This is a genomic window from Pseudomonas sp. NFX5 (assembly GCF_049132125.1).
Taxonomy (GTDB): Bacteria; Pseudomonadota; Gammaproteobacteria; order Pseudomonadales; family Pseudomonadaceae; genus Aquipseudomonas; species Aquipseudomonas marginalis.
In genome coordinates this window covers 460453-474537 of the sequence record NZ_JAFMZG010000044.1, presented here as the reverse complement: position 1 = coordinate 474537, position 14085 = coordinate 460453, and the positions used below count along the sequence as shown (strand labels likewise).

The 14085-nt window shown below is 56.9% G+C and carries 9 protein-coding genes; 3 read left to right on the top strand and 6 right to left on the bottom strand.

What is annotated here, in order from left to right:
• Positions 1-37 precede the first annotated feature (37 nt).
• Entirely contained in the window at positions 38-991 is a 954-nt protein-coding gene (locus J1N02_RS30225) for an alpha/beta fold hydrolase (protein ID WP_027605787.1), read from the top strand.
• Here J1N02_RS30225 and J1N02_RS30220 read toward each other — a convergent pair.
• From J1N02_RS30220 to J1N02_RS30200, 5 genes are all read right to left on the bottom strand, one after another.
• Positions 965-2758: a hypothetical protein gene (locus J1N02_RS30220; RefSeq protein ID WP_421148192.1), complete on the bottom strand. Its 1794-nt coding sequence runs from the start codon at positions 2756-2758 to the stop codon at positions 965-967. The genes J1N02_RS30225 and J1N02_RS30220 overlap by 27 nt on opposite strands.
• 59 nt (positions 2759-2817) lie before the next feature.
• Positions 2818-4620, bottom strand: coding sequence for a hypothetical protein (locus J1N02_RS30215; protein WP_092358074.1), 1803 nt, complete (start codon positions 4618-4620; stop codon positions 2818-2820).
• Between the two features lie 55 nt (positions 4621-4675).
• On the bottom strand, positions 4676-6895 hold the full coding sequence (locus tag J1N02_RS30210; RefSeq protein WP_421148191.1) for a hypothetical protein: 2220 nt from the start codon (positions 6893-6895) through the stop codon (positions 4676-4678).
• A 49-nt stretch (positions 6896-6944) separates the two neighbouring features.
• Positions 6945-8432 (bottom strand): hypothetical protein, encoded by a 1488-nt coding sequence (locus J1N02_RS30205; RefSeq protein ID WP_027605790.1) that lies wholly within the window; start codon positions 8430-8432, stop codon positions 6945-6947.
• Between the two features lie 138 nt (positions 8433-8570).
• The gene (locus J1N02_RS30200) at positions 8571-10028 is read right to left on the bottom strand and encodes a hypothetical protein (RefSeq protein WP_027605791.1); all 1458 of its coding nucleotides are present in this window, start codon (positions 10026-10028) and stop codon (positions 8571-8573) included.
• Positions 10029-10292: 264 nt separating this feature from the next.
• Between J1N02_RS30200 and J1N02_RS30195 the strand changes: the two genes are divergently transcribed.
• The gene (locus J1N02_RS30195; protein WP_421148190.1) at positions 10293-11102 is read left to right on the top strand and encodes a hypothetical protein; all 810 of its coding nucleotides are present in this window, start codon (positions 10293-10295) and stop codon (positions 11100-11102) included.
• A gap of 252 nt (positions 11103-11354) precedes the next feature.
• The gene (locus tag J1N02_RS30190; protein WP_421148189.1) at positions 11355-13031 is read left to right on the top strand and encodes a hypothetical protein; all 1677 of its coding nucleotides are present in this window, start codon (positions 11355-11357) and stop codon (positions 13029-13031) included.
• 102 nt (positions 13032-13133) lie between these two features.
• Here J1N02_RS30190 and J1N02_RS30185 read toward each other — a convergent pair whose 3' ends face one another.
• Entirely contained in the window at positions 13134-14084 is a 951-nt protein-coding gene (locus J1N02_RS30185; protein ID WP_027605793.1) for an alpha-E domain-containing protein, read from the bottom strand.
• Position 14085 lies beyond the last annotated feature (1 nt).

Genomic DNA, 14085 nt, shown 5'->3' with positions numbered 1-14085 from the left:
CCAGGCTAGGCAAAAACCTCCAGGAAAGGCCCCGCCCATGAGCCAACTGCCCGCGCAAAAGATCCCTGTAAACGGTATTGAGCTATGGGTGCATGTCGCGGGGCCGGAACAGGGCCGCCCCATCTGGCTGCTCCATGGGTTTCCCGAGTGCTGGCACTCCTGGCGTGAACAGATACCCGCGCTGGCCGCCGCAGGTTACCGGGTATTTGCCCCTGAAATGCGCGGCTACGGCCAATCCAGCGCACCCGCCGAGATAGCCGACTACGACGTGATGACCTTGTGCGGCGATATCCAGCAGGCCATGGACCATTTCGGGCACGAACAGGTCGTGATGGTCGGCCATGACTGGGGCGCCGTGGTGGCCTGGCACCTGGCGTTGCTCGAGCCGGAGCGCGTCACTCGGTTGATCACGATGTCCGTGCCTTTCGCCGGGCGTGCTCGGCGGCCGGTGATCGAGATCATGCGCGAGCTGTATGCCGACCGCTTCAATTACATCCTGTATTTCCAGGAACCGGGTGTAGCCGAGCAGGAATTGGATGCCGATATCGAACGCACCTTGCGCCTGTTCATGCAGGACCAGGATGTGTTTCTACAGCAGAAACCGGCCACCGCCACGTTGCTTGAGGGCACTTCAACGCCCGATGCATTGCCGCCCTGGTGTACTCAGGAAGACCTCGACGTGTACGTGCAAACCTTCGCTGAACACGGCTTTCGCGGCCCGTTGAACTGGTACCGTAATTTCGAGCGCAACTGGCAGCGCACCGAATTCCTCGCCGGCCGCCAGGTGTTGCAGCCGACCCTGTTCCTGATTGGCGACCGCGATCCGGTCGGGGTGTTTGAGGCCCACACGCTCAAGCGCATGCCTGAGTGGGTGCCTGACCTTGAACTGCATAGCCTGGCCAACTGCGGTCACTGGATCCAGAACGAGCAGGCGCAACGGGTCAATGCGCTGGTGCTCGAGTTTTTAGGGCAGGTTCGGTCGTTCAACTGATGGTTGGCATCCAGCACCGTAGCCCATTACCCACACAAGCAGCTTCGAATAACGGACGGGTTGGCCTCGTCGTATAAGGCTGTAATACACCCGTACGATTTCCCCCTCCTCAAGGTCATTCACTGGGATCGGAATGTGCAGTTCCCGGCCAGCCGTTTCTGAATCCAGTGTGTTCGGTACCGTGGTTCTCGATTGGTCACCAATCCACTGTAATGTCACGGCGTCTCCGGGTTCGGTTTCGGTAAAAGGCAGTATCACCAGCACTTGCTGTTCGGTACGGCTGTCTTCAACCCGTGCCTGGGGCAGCGCGCTGGCAGGCTTGCCTATCTGTAATTGCAAGCGCAGCGACTCACGGCTTGATGGCCGGTCCGCGCGTTCGTAATACAGCTCGGTGAGCAGGGCATTGAAACGCTCGATATGCTCGCCGTCGACCTTGAACACCAGGACGCGATCCGCGGGGATCGCCCCGAGTGTGTATTCCTGGGTGTAGATCACCGAGCCACCCACCCACACCAGACGAATCCGGGTCGACGCCGCCCATCCGTCGGGAGCGACTATGACCACCGTCGCCTCAGGAACACTCGGATCCAGATAGCCAGCCGCGGATTCCTGGACACGGGGCGCCTGCCAGGGACTGGCGGCCCCGCGTACGCTCACACGCGTCTTCATCGAAACACGCACATCGTCGGTGTTCAGCGAATGAAGGCTGCAAGACAGCATTGAGACGCCGCCGCCCAGGGCCTTGACTCTTTCATTCGGGACATAGAACTCCATAAAGCTATTGGTGCGCTCGACGGTCTTTTCCTCGCTGTAGGGCACAGGAAAGTTCTCTGCGTCTCGCCCCTCCCAATCCAGGCGTACTCGATCGCCTTTTTTGAACACCGTTGGATCAAGGAACAGTTTGATCTTCTGCGCCGCGTCCCCGAGCCGTTTCAAGTCGATAACGTCTCCTGGCTGCTCAAGAAAAGGTGCTTCAAGTGGCCGAGTACCGAGGTCCACATTTGCCCAGGTTGGTGGTGACCAATTTGCGTCCGATTCGGGGTCGAAGACCGGATAGTTGCCCACGGCATCAACGACCTGCATGGCGATGGGCAGGAAAGGGTTGCTGCCGGCGGCACGGATGACGCTCTCATTAACCGTTACCTGGAACCGTCTGCCGACCTCCCTGGGGGTTACCACATGACTGATAGGCTGCGAACCCCAGGCAATTGTGCAGGTATCGAATTCGGCCATGTATTCGTAGGGCTGGACCTCAAGAACGACCCCAAGCCTGGCCCGTTCGGGGTCTATCACTGCGCCCGCCTCGAGATCTTCGGGGAGGAAGAACACCAGTCCTTGATGGCCCGGTTTGTCAGCGTCCGGGTCTTCTTTGCCGGGACGGTTGAGCTTGATCCGAAGCCTGAGCCGGTTGGTGTCGACGAGGCCGTTTCCGGGCTCCTCAATGGTGCAGTAGGCAGTAGCCCACTCCGGCAGAATGTTTTCCTTGGACACGGTCAAGGTATGCATCGGGTTATTCGCATTGCTCTCGTCGATAATCAGGTAGTCCTCTGGCGTCGGGCCGTTCCAGTACAAGAATATCTCTGTGTGCAGCGCCAACTTGTGCTCGGGGAAAAGTAACGGCTTGAGATCATGCTCGACATGCCGCAGTCCAATGCACCCGTCAGGTTCGGTGTCCTCCTTGATAGGCATGCCCAGGTTCGAGATGTACAGCTCGGATTGTCTATCGTCGACTGTACTTCCAAGCTTTCTTTCAGGAGCACGAGACATCGTGAATCCTCCACATGAAAGGGTTGAAAATCGATCAGGCAGCCGCGTGATGATCATCCTTACGGTATGTCTTCGAATCCGAAAATGCCTCGGCGAGCAATACGCAGCGTCACCACACCGGAATAGCGCTGTGGAACACCGTGACGGTTGACCTCCCAATAGACTTTTACGATGCGATTGAGGTTGTCCGATACATACTTCGCCGGGACTTTGATTCGAACTTCACCGGGTGTGGAAATATGCATCAGCATGACAATGCGGTTCACCGGGCCAAACCAGTGCAGTCGAACATGCTGGCCGACAGGCGGGTCAGGGATGGTGACCCAGACGCCCTCCGGTACCAGGTCCGGATCAAGGTAATGGCCGGCAACCTTGTCGACTACAGGAGCGGCCATGGGCTCCAACGGTTTTCCCACCAGCAGGCTTTTGCGCGCCGACTCACCCAGCAGCCGCCCATCAGTACCATTGACCTCGTAGTGCATTTCGGAAGGGCGCCCCTCGAATCGCTTGATTTGGGCCACGGGCAGTACGAACTCAATGATGTCGTGCTCCGGGCGCTCACCTGCACTGCGGGTGAAGCGGTATTCCACGCTGCCGTCTCGGTCAGGCAAGAGCCAGACCAGTGTGATCAGGTCCCACGGTTTCCAGCTGGCCTGGTAAGGCACGTAGGCTTGCCCATCTTTCGGTACCGGACGTATTTCAGCGAAGGGCATGGTGTCGATCACATAGGGCGCTGGCCACAGAACCGTTGCACCTTTGACACTCACGTAGGCAGCTTGCGAATACATCGTCGTTGAACCGACATATTTGCGCAGGGTGTAATACAGCTTGGCATGCCCCTGGGCCAGACCGCCCATGAACGCAGGAGGGATCGGAAAGTCATAGATCGCGTTGATCCGCTCCACTGGGCGTTCCTCGCGATGTGTGACAGTGTTTCCTTGAGCATCGGTAGCCCTGAAGACAAATTCCAGGGTATCTCTCGTCTCGAAGTAATCCGCTGAAGCAAACACCGAAGCCGTGACGGATTTGCCTGCCAGCTTCTCCAGGTCAATGACCCCGGTTTGCGGGTCAACCTCGGCGCTGTAAGGCTCTCTCAAAATATCGCGTTGTGCATATACCCATACCTTGCTGACGGCAGACCAGCGTTCAGCCGGGTCAGTGAAGTTACCGGTATGCCCGCGCACCTGAAGCCTCACGTTCAGTTCTCTGCCGTCGCGGGCGGCCATGACTTTCGTGTAAGGCACTATCAGGCTGACCGCATGGTTCAGATCTGACTCGGTGAGTAAATAGGTGACCTGTTGATCTCCCCAGCACAGCAGGACCTGGTCTCCCGGAGCCGCGTGGGCGTAAGGCATCAGCGTAATTTCGATATTTTCGCGGGCCCTGGCTTCACTGACGCCGTTAACCAGCACATCGTCAGGCAGATAGATGACCAGTCCCTGGTGTCCTGGCCTGGAAGGGTCGGGGTCGTGGCCGCCCGGACGTGCAAGGTCAACCCGTAAGCGCAGGGGTAGGGTAGACGCGCCCGAGGCGTTGATCCGGCACACCAACGGGTCTATCCATTGAGGTCGGATACTGGCTGCCGGCAGGAGAATTGGCAGCCATTCACGCTGGGTATCCCCGGGCATGACAAAGGTGTGAGCGACGGGAAGGATAGGGTCGTTGCTGAACAGTTCGAGCAATTCACCGGGTGATGTGCGCGAACTGGTTTTCACGTAGACAACCTGCGGGGTTTCGATATTCCTGAGGCCCAGGTTGCCGTCGACCCCCACATCACCGGCCGCGGCCGGGTGGAGCCTTGGGATGTAAAGATCGCCTAGTTCGGCGGTGGGCGCAGGGGGAGGGGGGACGACGTTGGACATGGAGTGGCTCCTTTCTATAAATCAACGGGTAAGACACCGAAAGGCAAAGTTCGGGCTAGAGGCGTCTGAAGCGAATATCGTCAATTTCGTAGTCGTTACCACTGGTAGTCACTACATGACTATTGATGTAAAGCACGACATAAGAACTGTTAGCGAGGAAACTTCCCGAAAGTGTTCGCCAGTTTACTAAGTCGGTGAGCTGGGTGGGCGCTGTGACAGCGCCTTGAGTGGTACTCAGGGAGAGGGAAGGGACTACATATAGGCCGCGGAATCTTCTGGCTTTTATACTGAATTCGTATCGATGACCTGGTAGCAAGTTGGCAAATCCTTGGCTGAGGATTACCCCACTTTTATCCCCGGGGGTGTTTGTAAAGTTATGGAAAACGGTGTTGGTGGCATATTTTCTAAACTCAATATCACGCCCTCCATTGACCGCAGGGCCTGGCACCCATCCGTTTAAGTTGCTGTTGTCGAAGGTGGTGAGGTGGTCGAAGCCTGCGATTACGCGCAACGCGAGAATCGGGGAAAATCGCCTGGGAACATTGGCCCGGGCCAAACTGTATTTCAGCCTTATGGATCTATCGAGGTTTCCAGTGATGAAGTTACGTTCGATAGGGATTTCCAGTGTTTCCCCTGCCTGGTCATTATTTAACTTCATCTGAACGGAGGTGCTGATGACATCTCCATCCAAATCCAACTTGATCACATCGTCGCCCAGACTGTCGGTAAGCGGGAGCGTAACCATCAAATGGGTGCCAAAATTATCCGGGTCCAGATAGTTACCCGAAGCGCTGTCAACCCTTACCGCTGGCAGTGTCCTTGTAGGCTCGCCCACTTGCAGTTGAAGACGTTGGGATTGCCGATGGGGTGACTGGTCGATGCGTTCGTAATACACCTCGACAGGCAATGTATTAAAGCGCCTGACTTGTGCATTCGGAACGGTAAATGAAAGTTCCCGGTCGTCCGGAATAGGTCCCAGCACAAACTCTTCAGCAAAGTTAACCGAGTGTGCGGCCCATACTATTCGGATGCGTGTGGTGGCGGTCCAGCCAAATTGGGCACGGTATTTAACCGTGGCATTTGAGTTTGGATTCAATTCTCCGTCTGGCGCTTCTACGATGCTCGGTGCGGGCCAGGCGATGAACTCGCCCTTAACCGTTACCCGTACTTTTCTTGACGGCAACCATACATCATCTCTGGCCTTATAGAGGTTGTAGTACATAATTGCAGTGCCGCCGACGATTGCGCTGACAATTTCGTTGGGCACGTCGAAGTCTTCGATGAAGTTGACAAGGTTGACGTCTCTCTCCTCACCATGGAAAAAAGGCAAGTTATAAGTGTCTCGGCCCTCCCATTCAAATGCAATTTTGTCGTTGCGCTCGAAAAAGTCGTTATCGATGAATATCTGGACGACCTGTGCAGCATCACCCAACTCATCAAGTTCAACGGTTTCTCCGGCTTGCTTAAGGAACGGTGGCCGTGGCCGCAAGAGCCCGAGGTTGACTTCTACTCGCTGTGTCTCCGACCAGTTCGATTTGGAATCGGGATCAGCGGGGTAGTTACCGCCCACATCCTTGATTTGCATGGCCACCGGCATATTCACGTAGTGAGGATTCTCTTTGATCTGCTCGGGGGTAATTAACATTTCAAATGGGCGTCGCACCTCACTGGCCGTCACCACGTGTTCGATGAGCGTGGAGCCCCAGGCGATACGGCAGGTGTCCCACTCGGCCATATTTTCCCAGGGGTGGATTTCGAGCACTACACCGCGATTTGCCCGGGCCATATCCACGTGGCTGCCGGCCTCCAGGTCGGCAGGCAGAAAAAACACCAGGCCCTGGTTACCGTCGGCGTCCGGGTTCGGATCAGGGTGCGCCGGGCGACTGCGTTTCACCCTGAGCTTCAATGGTTTGGTTTTAGAGCGGTTGCCGCTGGGGCGCTTGATCAGGCAATAGACTTCGGCCCACTCCGGCAGAATTTGCTCTTTATTCACCGTGAGGCTGAAAAACCGGTTCCCCAGGTTGTCCGGTTGGATGATGAGGTAATCCACCGGGGCTTCAGGGTTGTTCCAAATCAGGTAGATCTCCGTGTCCAGCACTACCCCCGGGAACGCCAGGAGCAGCACCTCCAGATTATGTTCCACATGGCGTGCGCCCAGTGCGCCGTCAGACTGGGTATCCCCTACAGGAGGGGGCTCGATACCGCTGATCAGCACTGGGCCCAGGTCGTGGTCATTGCGGGGACGGCGGGCCGGGGTTCTGGTTTTACGGGACATGGTCAGGCCTCCAAGAGGGGCGGTGTGGCTGATAGAAACCGCAGCGGCTTCATCTCCCACGGCCCGGCGCACCAATCCGTACTTCCTGGCGTAACGATTCGTTTAGCGATGTACTGCGCGCCAGAATATTTTCGGGCTCATACACGTAATAGAGTTCAGGGGTGGTGCCGTTGAACCTCAAGAGATGTTCATAGGGAATCAGACGTCTGATGGGCACGCCTTCAGGCACCTGCCCCACGGTAAACAGGTCGTCGTAGAGGATCAGGTCATGGCTGCCCGGTATCACGTAACGCATAAGCAACATGATGTTGTCAGTGGGCCTGCGCCATGCGTACCAAGGAATTTCGACGGCGGCACCACCGGTGGGGATGGGGTTGACGACATGGGAGGGGTATCGCAAAAAAATAGGCGCCTGCAATCGGATGATCGCGTCCTGCACGGTGGCAGAGGCGATTTTTGAGTAACCCACGATATTGAGCCCTTGGAACAGGATAAAGCTGATCTCCACTTTGCCACCGGCCACGGCACGCACTTTGTCATGAGGTACGAAAAAATCATGAGGCCGGCCGGCCGCTTCGATGGGGATGTATTGATCGTGCAGTACCCGGCCCCCCAGCTTTGGGTAGCCCTGGTAAGACACAAAATACGTGTAGCCAACAGGGCCCTCCCACGGATAAGTGAACAACTGCATATGCAAAGGCCCGCCGTTAAGTGACTCAAGGTCGATCAAGCCTGGATAGTTCTGGGTTGCGAAGATAGGCGCGGCATAGTTGGCGCTGCCCACTTCCACGAGCACCGGGATGTTGCGCGAGCGGGGGGTGGATACGTTGCGAACGGCGTCGACAACCTGGAAACTCACCAATCGATTGGTGCCGTTACCGATCTGGATAATCTGATCGCGGTTGAGTTTTATCTCGGTCTGTTGGCCGACACCGGTTACCTGCTGAGAGGGGGCTAAATAACTACCAATCTGGCATTCAATGCGATCCAGTGGATGCATATTCGGATAAGGCTCGAAGGTTATGGTCACGCCTCGCTCGGCCTGAATTTCCCTGATCTCCGTATCGGATATTTTGAAATTGAGTGCGGAATGGCCGGGAGTGATGTGGTCCTGATCCTCGCCGGCCGGGAGGGTTCGCTTGACCATCAGGGTCAGCGGATAAGAGAGGTCATTGGATGGGCCGCCGGTGTACCACACCCTGTACCCCAGTATCAGATCCCCATTGGGGAGGTCGCTGTCCGAAATGGCAAAGGAGAAGCTGCTGCGGGCTTCTTCCCCAGGTTCCAGGGTTTTCTCTGCAAGTACCTTCATCCCCACTATAGAAAGCACCTCAATCTTGTCTCCGGGTTTCGCGGGCCAATTCTTGTCCACCGACACGGTCAGGCCTCTGGCCAGCAACCAGAGCGGAATACCACCGTCATAGCCCGCAAATGCAGGGGACATCCCAGGGACTCGCAGCGTGTCAAGAAACTTGGGTTTGACCGGCGAGGCCTTCTTGGGTTTGGTCGTGGCCGGCTTGCTGTTCTTGGTAGGCATGGCTTTCTCCAATAGAAAGTTGTCACGCGTGACAGGAAATGCTCCTGCGCTTGGACCTATCAAACGCCGTTAAAGAAGGATTTGGCTACTGTCATAATTAACAGGTGGCGACGGGCGGACGGCGCGCAACACGCCCGGTCAGGAACCTTGCAGGATTTGCACTTGACGGCGCAGCGATTCGTTCAAATCCACGGAGCGGGCCCTGACAACAGAGGCGGACTCGGATTCGTACACGAAATACAGATCAGGGGCGTAGCCCACGAACGGTTGAAGATCCGTACCGGTGAGCGCCCACTGAACCGGCTGCCCATCCGACCAGAACGATCCCACCGGCTTCGTCACGCTGAAGAGGATGATTTCGTTGAGTGACTTCACGTAACGCAGGATCAACGTGAGGGTATCTGTCGGTTTGCGCCAGGCGTACCAGGGGATATTCACAACGAGGGAGTTTTCTATGAACACCGTATCTTCAGGGTATTTTTCGAAATAGGGCGCCTCCAATCGAATGACCGACCCCACGACTTCAGCGCAGGTCTGCTTGGAAACGTAAGGGGTCAAGTCGTCTGCCCGGATCAGTTCATAACTGATCGCCACCCATCCTCCGGCCGCAGCACGGACTTTGCTGTAGGGCACTTCATGATAGGTCGCGGTGCCAGCCCTGGTGATCACTTCGATGCGTCGGTGCACCACCTCACCTCCAAGCGGAGGGTAGGCCTTGAAGGTGATCACATACCAGTCTCCCGTCCTGCCGATGTGCCCAGGGGTGTACATGCCAACCTTCAAGTTGGCGCCATTGAGTCTTTCGATATCGATATAGCCCGGCTGATCGTCGGACTGGATGAATGGGCCTTCCCGTTGCGCATTGTCGAGCGCCACCACTACGCGGGTGTACTTGGATCGTGGTGTTGAGGCGTTGCCGACGAGGTCGACGATGTAAAACCCCACCAGCAGGCCATCACTGTCACCGGCTTTAATCATCTGGGCGTGATTAATCACAATAAGGGTCGCCTGGCCGACGCCTGCAACTTTCTGCACGACGTTCAGGCTGCCCCATTGGAAGTGGATGCGATCGCTTGGATGCATATTCGGGTAAGGCTGAACGATTACGCTGACGCCTTTGGCTGCCTCGGGCGGATAGACTTCCAGGGCCGAGAGTGTGTATTTGAGTTGCGAGTGACCCGGCTCAAGCTGATCCAGGTCTTCGCCCGCCGGCAGTTCGGTTTTTACCAAGATACTCAGGGGATAGGATGCCTCGTAGTCGTCGCTGCCTCTGTAATTCACCACGTAACCCAGGCGTAGTTCTCCGTCGGGCAGCTTTTCCCGTGGAATGGAAAAAAAGTAACTGTGGTGTTGTTCCTCTCCCGCCCGGACCGGCTTCATCGCCAAGGACGTCATACTTGGCATCATGACGATATTGATGATGTCGCCAGGACTGGCAACCCAACTGTTATCCACTCGGACCGTCAGCCCGGAGACCATCAGCCAGTCGGGAATCCCTCCGTCGTAACCGTCCACATTGGGAGTCATGCCCGGGATCGACAGGCGAGGAAGCTGCTTGGGCTGCCCAGGGGAGGTCTTGGCGCTTTCAGTGCTCATGCTCTTTATTCTCCTGAACAAGTCCCTGAATGGGGGGGCTGACGCTGTTAACGATTTACCTGCCTCTGGCGATATCAAATACCCACGTTTTCGCGCTGACAACTGTCAGAATTCACAGGTGCTGACAGACGGTCGTGGGTATCTAAGGTGCCACGCCATCGGTCGCCACCTGTTAATTCTGACAGTTGCCAACACCCTGCTACTGGATGTCTGATTTCTCTCAAACCCATGCCCAGTGCGCAGGGGAATGCCGAGGAAACCAGCATGGCCAAGTATCGCGCTCAACCTCCCAGTCTGATCTCCGAGCTGCCCCCGGTGGATATTCCGCTGATGCAACCGCCGATTGCAGGAGATTTGGAGGAGGCCGACGGGGGGATTGGTGTGTCGCATACCCTGAGACCCCTGGTCGTGCATATCGACAGACCAAGCAGTACGCCTGAAGGAACGTTCTTCGAATTGTTCTGGGGCGGCGGTGATCCGGTCGCGTACAACCTGATCCGCGAGGGCGACCAGAACCTGACGCGCATTCCCTTCACCGTGCCCTATGACAGTATTCGCGAGCCGTGGGCAGATCCGGTGTACGTCCGGGTTATTCGCAGCAGCGGAAACGAATCCCGAACCCAGCCTTTGCGTTTGAGGGTCAACCTGCAACATCCGGGCGGACAAGACCCCAATCCCGCCCCCGGAAATCAGGGCTTGGTCTTTGAACTTCCAGACGATGTGAGGCTGGGCGGGGTCAGTGCCGATCGGGCCAGGCAGGGCGTTGAGGTGGTCGTCCGGCATTGGCTGAACATGGCCGCCTATGACCTGCTTATCCTCGTCTGGGGCTCGGTGCGAATCGAGCGGTTGATCCTGCCCGCCGAAGTCGGGCGGGATATCACCTGCATGCTCGACGAGGATGCAATCAAGGAAGCCGGGGACAGCGACTTGCTGCCAGTGGCCTTCCAGGTTCGCGGACCGACCGGCAACTACCCCGATCCCTGGGCGCCCTGGTCGACCACGGTATTGGTTTCGGTGTACCTGGCAACTGACCGCCTGGACGCACCCTGGGTGCAAGTACCCGAGACCCACTGAGAAATCGATCTGGAAATACTCGGCACTCGGGACGCACAAATCGGCCTGACCGTCGGCGGGGCCGATGCTCGTGTCTACAGTCATGTTTTTCTGTACTGGAACGGGGTAAGTGCCCAGGGCAGTTCGGTTCATTACTTTGAGGATCGGCCACTGTCAGGCGCCAAGGGTTACTTTTTCAATATCGGCAACGCTTTGGTCAGTGCGATCGCCCAAGGCAGTGCGGTGGTGTACTACGAGTTGAAAGGCGCTGGCTTGCCTGACAAACGCTCGCATAACCGTTATCTCACGGTGATCGGCGAGATTGTCAGATGGCCGGCACCGACCGTAGACCAAGCCCTGGGAGAGGATCTGGACCCAGGCTTGCCGTTGATTACGATCCGCTTCCCTGTGCAGGCGAGTTGGGTCAGCACAGACAGGGTACAAGTGACCATCCTGGCCAGCGACGCCGGCGGCACCGTCGATTACACGGCAGGACGGCTCGTGGGCCAGGTTACCCCCGGCGATGATATGACGTTCGATGTGCCGGGCACTGAGCTCAAGCGTTTTGACGGGCGTTTTATCGACGTGTTCTACAGCGTGACACGGGGCAATGAACTGCCTCAGGAATCCCTGCGCCAGCTATATCAGGTGCACCTGCCGAATGAGATGCCTGTTCCCGAATTGATCCAAGCCACAGGCTCAGGTGTTTCGGTGACCCTTGCGCCGATGAATGCGCAAAATGGTGCAACGCTGAAAGTCAGTTTTTTGCCGATGTACACCACTGACAGCATCAAGGTCACGATGGAAGGGACTGCCGGTGCGGGGTCACCGGTTATTGCGGCGAAGAACGGTTTGACCAGTGGTGTGGTGACGTTTGATATTCCCAAGACGGCGATTGCGGCGAATATCGGCAATACCCACACGATGTTTACCCTCAAGTACGAGCTCACCCGTGGAAATGTCGTTCGGCCGTCGTCGGTGTTGACGGTAACAGTGACCCCGATACCTGCGAGCGAACTGGCGGGAACCGTAATCCAAATCAATGAGGCCAACCCAGCGACGAAGGTGCTGGATCTATCGACCGGAACGGGGAACAGGAGACTGCGGGTCGGCACCTGGCCGTTCATTACGACCAATTCCCCGGTCTGGATTGAGTTCAAGGGTTTCAAAAGCGGAGGGGCGGCGCACAACCTCAAACATTGGAACGGTGGGGGGGCCTATGTGAATACGACCTGGTTCAACCAAGGGTGGTGGGAAAGTCCAATCAGTTATGCGGCCTACTTGAAAGAGTTAGGGGACAACACGCAACTGACACTGCATTTCAAGGCAGCTTTAGTTCCTGGCGTGACGGAGGCCAATGCCATTGTCTTCCCGCAGGTGACCTACACCGTCAAAAGTGCTCCGCCCCCGTTGGTATTTGATACTTCTCCAGCAACGCTGGCTGGTAAGGTGTATGTGATTCGAGGGTACTCACATGCGCTTCCATCCTGGCCTGCCGGAACGACCATGCAACGGCAGGCAACAGGAGGACAGCCGGATTACTATTATTCATCTTCCAATCCAGCCGCCGCGTTTGTGAATCCCACCACAGGTGTTGTCCAGGTGAGCGGAAGAGGTGTTACGACGATAACGGTCCGAGATCAAAAGCAACAAACTGCAAGCTATACATTGACCGTGACCAACGCTATTGCGGTTATTCCACTTGCTCGAGATTTTCTTGAGGATGTTCGTAATGCGCTTGCAAGGGAAGGCGCAAGTATGCCGAGCATGGCTCAGTTACGCGAAATTTATAATACTTATGGGGCAAGATGGCCATTGGACAGTGATGCTCACTGGTCTAGTGATAGAGCGCCTGGCGATAACAGCTATTATTGTTTGAAATTTTCCGATGGCAGCCAAAGCGCTGTAGACGGTCGCTTCAGAGGGTCTGCCGTTGGAATAAAGGTATAACGTCTACGAGGTAATACAGTTGAAAGGCGAAGCAGGTTACGTTGAATCAATCTGCTTCACCTTATCTGAATCCTAAGCACGACATACAGTCAGCAAGCGCACTCAAACAACCTCCAGGTAAGAACTATGGATCGCCCGCGCCACCCCCCGCACCGTTTCGATGAATTCCGTGAGACGGCTATGCAACCCATCCTCCAGAATTTCATCAATCCCCGTATACCGCAGCCGCGCCTCGAACTCCGCCGCCAACCGCTGCGCCGTGCGCCCGTAACTGCCGGGCAGGTCGGCGAGGATATGACTCAACTCTTCGATACAGGCATGCAACGAACGCGGCACATCGCTGCGTAGCAACAGCAACTCGGACACCGACCGCGCATTCAGCGCATTCGGATACAACTCCGTATACGCCTCGAACGACGATAACGCGCGGAGCAGGGCGCTCCACTGGTAATACCCGCGTGCCGACAGGTCGCTGACTTCTTCCGACTCTTCGCCGAACATCTCGTAGCGCGCGTCCAGCAGGCGCAGGGTATTGTCCGCGCGTTCGACAAAAGTGCCCAGGCGAATGAACCGATAGGCGTCGTTGCGCATGATGGTCCCCGAGGTCGCGCCGCGGAACAGGTGCGAACGCTGCTTGACCCAGTCACAGAAGTGGCTGATGCCATGGCGTGCCAGGCCGCCGGCGGCGATGCTGCGCATTTCCAGCCAGGTGGCGTTGAGGTTTTCCCACATGTCGGCGGTGATGCGCCCGCGTACCGCATGGGCATTGCCCCGCGCGGCGCGCAGGCAATTGTAGATGCTGGCGGGGTTTTCTTCGTCGAGGGCGAAGAAGTGCAGCATGCGCTCGGCATCCAGGGTTTGATGGCGCTCCAGGTAACTGTCCAGGGTGCCGCTGCTGAGCAACGACATCGCCAGTTCGTCCAGGCCATCGCTACGCCCGGCCTGGGGCATCAGCGACAGCGAATAACTGACTTCGAGCATGCGCGCCAGGTTCTCGGCGCGTTCCAGGTAACGGGACATCCAATACAGATCCGCGGCGGTTCTACTCAACATA

What these genes read in the sequence shown, in the direction of transcription:
- J1N02_RS30225 (WP_027605787.1), top strand. Translation starts at nt 38, where the DNA reads ATGAGCCAACTGCCCGCGCAAAAGATCCCTGTAAACGGTATTGAGCTA.
- J1N02_RS30220 (WP_421148192.1), bottom strand. Translation starts at nt 2,758, where the DNA reads ATGTCTCGTGCTCCTGAAAGAAAGCTTGGAAGTACAGTCGACGATAGA.
- J1N02_RS30215 (WP_092358074.1), bottom strand. Translation starts at nt 4,620, where the DNA reads ATGTCCAACGTCGTCCCCCCTCCCCCTGCGCCCACCGCCGAACTAGGC.
- J1N02_RS30210 (WP_421148191.1), bottom strand. Translation starts at nt 6,895, where the DNA reads ATGTCCCGTAAAACCAGAACCCCGGCCCGCCGTCCCCGCAATGACCAC.
- J1N02_RS30205 (WP_027605790.1), bottom strand. Translation starts at nt 8,432, where the DNA reads ATGCCTACCAAGAACAGCAAGCCGGCCACGACCAAACCCAAGAAGGCC.
- J1N02_RS30200 (WP_027605791.1), bottom strand. Translation starts at nt 10,028, where the DNA reads ATGAGCACTGAAAGCGCCAAGACCTCCCCTGGGCAGCCCAAGCAGCTT.
- J1N02_RS30195 (WP_421148190.1), top strand. Translation starts at nt 10,293, where the DNA reads ATGGCCAAGTATCGCGCTCAACCTCCCAGTCTGATCTCCGAGCTGCCC.
- J1N02_RS30185 (WP_027605793.1), bottom strand. Translation starts at nt 14,084, where the DNA reads ATGTTGAGTAGAACCGCCGCGGATCTGTATTGGATGTCCCGTTACCTG.